The 5,520-nt window shown below is 48.9% G+C and carries 3 protein-coding genes; 1 reads left to right on the top strand and 2 read right to left on the bottom strand.

Features of this window, described 5'->3' with window-relative positions; all coding sequences use genetic code 11:
• Nucleotides 1–793: transposase (locus tag ACTJKA_RS19785; protein ID WP_440607782.1), on the bottom strand; the 793-nt coding region annotated here is incomplete at its 3' end.
• Between the two features lie 133 nt (nt 794–926).
• Entirely contained in the window at nt 927–1,946 is a 1,020-nt protein-coding gene (locus ACTJKA_RS19780) for an LLM class flavin-dependent oxidoreductase (protein ID WP_026050100.1), read from the bottom strand.
• Nucleotides 1,947–2,121: 175 nt separating this feature from the next.
• On the opposite strand from ACTJKA_RS19780, the gene ACTJKA_RS19775 reads away from it, so the two are divergent.
• The coding region (locus ACTJKA_RS19775; protein ID WP_440607920.1) for a beta strand repeat-containing protein at nt 2,122–5,520 on the top strand (3,399 nt) is incomplete at its 3' end.

Here is a 5,520-nt window from a genome sequence, read left to right as displayed (position 1 = left end):
GTGCGATTTGGTGATCCAATCGTTCAAGATACGGAACGGAATCATGGACATTGCCAGGCGTGACATGAGCATCTGTGATGATATTGTACTTCATATCCGTTGTACGGTGGTCTAGGTAGAAAAAGCCTTCTGGTTTGTTTTCACGATAAAGATAGCCACTTTCAGGATCAGTCGTACTTTGACGAATGTCTTTTTCCGTTTTCACCTCCTCTTTTACCTTTAAGGGCTTTTTTCCGTGTGCCACCCGATCTTCTTGGATCGCTTCTTCTAATTCATTTATATAGTTCTGGGTATCTTGTTCAATCGTTTTTCTTGTATATTTATGTTTATTGGCATTGGCTTTAAGATGAGTGGAGTCAGTAAAAAGAACGCGCCCTCCAACCATATCGTGATTGATGGCTTGAAGAACAATTTCATCGAAAATGTCTTGAAAAATGGTTGTATCTTTAAATCGAGTACGACGATTCCAGCTAATGGTCGAGTGATGGGGAACGGGGTCATTGATGTTTAAACCTAAAAACCATCTATACGCCATGTTATAGTAAATTTCTTTTTCAAGTTGTCTTTCAGAACGGATACCGTACAGGTATCCAATAAACATCATTTTAAACAAAATAAGTGGATCAAGTGAGGGACGACCTTTATTCTCACTATAATATGGTTTTACTTTGTCTATGATAAATGAAAAATCAATGTACTGATCAATTTTACGAAGCAGGTGATCCTCTTCGACCAATTGATCTAGCAAAACAAATTCGGCTTCGTGCTGAGAAGAATTTCTAGTGTGGAACATGAGAAAAACACCTTCCTTTAGTATGCTTTTCTCTATTATAAAATGGGATAGTGGAAAATTTAAGGAAAAAAATAAAGCTGTCGAGATTTTCTCGACAGCCTGAGAACTGCTCTTGGCAGTTCTTTTTTTATTCTTATTTTTCTTGTTCCTCTTGAAATATCTCTGCAATGATTTCATAAGAACGCATTCTTTCTTGATGGTCAAACATATCAGAATTAATCATGACTTCATCTGCTTGAGTCGCCTCAATAAAGGCTTCTAACTCTTTTTTCACCTTTTGTTTATCCCCGATCATCGTCGAACTTAATTGTTCGTCCACCATCGCCTTCTCATATGGACTCCATAACCCATCCATACTTTCAACAGGGGCTTTGAGTTTTCCTGGTGTATTACGAATAAGGCTCAAAAATCGCTGATAATGAGACGTCGCCAAATATTCAGCCCGCTCTGTTTGATCAGCAGCAAAAACCGTGACACCAACCATCGCATAAGGTTCTTTTAACACATCTGAAGGTTGAAATGACTGTCTGTATAATTCTAAAGCAGGAATGGTATTTTTAGGGGAGAAATGTGCGGCAAAGGCAAATGGCAGTCCCAGTTCTCCTGCAAGCCTTGCACTAAAACCACTTGAACCAAGAAGCCAAATCGGGATATCCAATCCTTCTCCCGGAACGGCTCTTACATGTTTTTTGACCTGACCAGTCGGTTTGAAATATTGCCGAAGTTCTTCAAGCTGCTCAGGGAAATCCTCCCCATTATGAAGATTACGTCTAAGTGCCCTTGCCGTTAACTGATCTGTTCCTGGTGCCCGCCCTAGACCTAAATCAATTCTCCCTGGATACAAAGTCTCCAGTGTTCCAAATTGTTCTGCAATGACGAGTGAAGAATGGTTTGGAAGCATAATCCCCCCAGAACCAACGCGGATCTTTTCAGTCCCTCCAGCAATATATCCAATCAAGACGGATGTTGCTGAACTCGCAACCCCTTCCATATTATGATGCTCCGCAAGCCAATATCTATGGTAGCCCCACTTCTCAGCTTTTTTTGCTAAATCCATACTATGTTCAAATGATTCTTTAATTGTGCCCCCCTCTGTTACAGAGGATAAATTTAACACGGAATATGCTGTGTGTTGTAAAACTGATTGACTCATACATGCTGCCCCATTTCTTTCAAAAATCATACTAGTTTCATTCTTTCAACACCATAACATAAAACGATTTAACTTTTAAATGATTTGATTCGATGAACTTCGAACTAAAAAATATCATTAAGCTCAATTCCGCTTTTTAAATTTCCACATAGAATAAAATATTAACTTTTAGGAGATGGGGAATTTGTATAACCAGTACGATAACAAATGTCCCTTTTGCGGAAAAAATCATGATTGGCAACCTCATTACAGAAAATCTCGTCACGATAGACCTACATTTGATGATTGCCCTCTTCTTAAACGAGAATGTAAAAAGAAAAAAATTGTTAAACATCACAGCACTTGTGCTAAAGCAAAAGGACGAAAAAAAACAAATAATAAGATTGTAAAAAGAGGTTCTACTGGTGTTACTGGGCCTACCGGAGTTACTGGAGCTACTGGTCCAATCGGTGATACTGGAGCCACTGGAGATACTGGTCCAACCGGTGCGACTGGTGATACCGGGCCTACTGGTGTGACTGGAGTTACTGGTGATACTGGAGTTACTGGTGATACTGGTCCAACCGGTGCTACTGGTGCTACTGGTGTAACTGGTGATACCGGGCCTACCGGTGCTACTGGTGTAACTGGTGATACTGGACCTACGGGTGCCACCGGAGTTACTGGAGCTACTGGAGATACCGGGCCTACTGGTGCCACTGGAGATACCGGGCCTACTGGTGCCACTGGTGTAACTGGTGATACCGGACCTACTGGTCCAACAGGTGCTACTGGAGTTACTGGTGATACTGGCCCTACCGGAGCCACTGGTGTAACTGGTGATACTGGGCCTACCGGAGCCACTGGTGTAACTGGTGATACTGGACCTACGGGTGCCACTGGAGTTACTGGAGATACTGGGCCTACCGGAGCCACTGGTGTAACTGGTGATACTGGACCTACGGGTGCCACTGGTGCCACCGGAGTTACTGGAGCTACTGGAGATACCGGACCTACCGGTGCGACTGGTGTAACTGGTGATACCGGGCCTACTGGTGCGACTGGAGTTACTGGAGATACTGGACCTACGGGTGCCAATGGATCCACTGGAGATACTGGGCCTACCGGTGCGACTGGTGTAACTGGTGATACCGGACCTACTGGTCCAACAGGTGCTACTGGAGTTACTGGCCCTACGGGAGCCACTGGAGTAACTGGAGATACCGGGCCTACTGGTGCGACTGGTGTAACTGGTGATACTGGTCCAACCGGTGCGACTGGTGTAACTGGTGATACCGGGCCTACTGGTGCCACTGGTGTAACTGGTGTAACTGGTGATACTGGTCCAACCGGTGCCACCGGAGTTACTGGAGCTACTGGCCCTACCGGAGCCACTGGTGTAACTGGTGATACTGGCCCTACGGGTGCCACTGGAGTTACTGGAGCTACTGGGCCTACCGGAGCCACTGGTGTAACTGGTGATACTGGCCCTACGGGTGCCACTGGTGTAACTGGTGATACTGGCCCTACGGGTGCCACTGGTGCCACCGGAGTTACTGGAGCTACTGGAGATACCGGGCCTACTGGTGCAACTGGTGTAACTGGTGATACCGGACCTACTGGTGCCACTGGTGTAACTGGTGATACTGGGCCTACCGGAGCCACTGGTGTAACTGGTGATACCGGACCTACTGGTGCTACTGGAGTTACTGGCCCTACGGGAGCCACTGGAGTAACTGGAGATACCGGGCCTACCGGTGTAGGATTAACAGGAATTGAAGCGTTTGATCCGGTAGTAAGTCCTACTTACCCGGTAGGGCAAGTAGTGACCTTTAATGGCAGTACGTATGTAGTAAATACTGCACCACCGACAGGTACACCAGATACTTCCCCAGACTACACATTACTGGCTGCAGCAGGATCAACTGGAGATACTGGAGTAACTGGAGATACCGGACCTACCGGTGCTACTGGTGTAACTGGTGATACTGGACCTACCGGAGCCACTGGAGTAACTGGAGATACTGGGCCTACCGGAGCCACTGGTGTAACTGGAGATACCGGACCTACCGGTGCTACTGGTGTAACTGGTGATACCGGGCCTACCGGTGATACGGGTGCAACTGGTGCAACTGGTGCAACTGGTGTAACTGGTGATACCGGACCTACTGGAGCCACTGGTGATACCGGGCCTACCGGAGATACGGGTGCGACTGGTGCAACTGGTGTAACTGGAGATACTGGGCCTACTGGTGCTACTGGAGATACCGGACCTACTGGTGATACCGGACCTACTGGTGATACCGGGCCTACTGGTGTAACTGGAGATACTGGAAATACCGGACCTACTGGTCCAACCGGAGTTACTGGAGATACTGGTATAACTGGTGCGACTGGTGTAACTGGTGATACTGGTCCAACCGGTGCGACTGGTGTAACTGGTGATACCGGGCCTACTGGTGCCACTGGTGTAACTGGTGATACCGGACCTACCGGTGCGACTGGAGTTACTGGCCCTACGGGAGCCACTGGAGTAACTGGAGATACTGGGCCTACCGGAGCCACTGGTGCGACTGGTGTAACTGGAGATACTGGAGATACCGGACCTACCGGGCCTACTGGTGTAACTGGTGATACCGGGCCTACTGGTGCGACTGGAGTTACTGGTGATACTGGACCTACGGGTGCCACTGGAGCCACTGGAGATACTGGTCCAACCGGTGCGACTGGTGTAACTGGTGATACCGGACCTACTGGTCCAACAGGTGATACTGGAGTTACTGGAGCTACTGGCCCTACCGGAGCCACTGGTGTAACTGGTGATACCGGACCTACTGGTGCCACTGGTGTAACTGGAGATACTGGTCCTACCGGAGCCACTGGTGCGACTGGTGTAACTGGTGATACTGGGCCAACCGGTGCCACCGGAGTTACTGGATCCACTGGAGATACCGGACCTACTGGTCCAACAGGTGATACGGGTGCAACTGGTAATACCGGACCTACCGGTGCCACTGGTGTAACTGGTGATACCGGGCCTACTGGTGCCACTGGTGCAACTGGTAATACCGGAGCTACCGGTGCGACTGGTGTAACTGGTGATACCGGGCCTACTGGTGCGACTGGAGTTACTGGTGATACTGGGCCAACCGGTGCCACCGGAGTTACTGGATCCACTGGAAATACCGGACCTACTGGTCCAACCGGTGATACTGGAGATACCGGGCCTACTGGTGCCACTGGTGTAACTGGAGATACCGGGCCTACTGGTGCCACTGGTGTAACTGGTGATACCGGACCTACTGGTCCAACAGGTGCTACTGGAGTTACTGGAGCTACTGGGCCTACCGGAGCCACTGGTGTAACTGGTGATACTGGGCCTACGGGTGCCACTGGAGATACTGGAGATACTGGGCCTACCGGAGCCACTGGTGTAACTGGTGATACCGGACCTACTGGTCCAACAGGTGATACGGGTGCAAATGGTAATACCGGACCTACCGGTGCGACTGGTGTAACTGGTGATACCGGGCCTACTGGTGCGACTGGAGTTACTGGTGATACTGGGCCAACCGGTGCCACCGGAGTTACTGGA

This window comes from Bacillus sp. 22190, from assembly GCF_052045575.1.
GTDB classification, from domain to species: Bacteria; Bacillota; Bacilli; order Bacillales; family Bacillaceae; genus Bacillus; species Bacillus altitudinis.
Note: the sequence above shows the minus strand (reverse complement) of the source record. Positions and strands in the feature narration are given on the sequence as shown.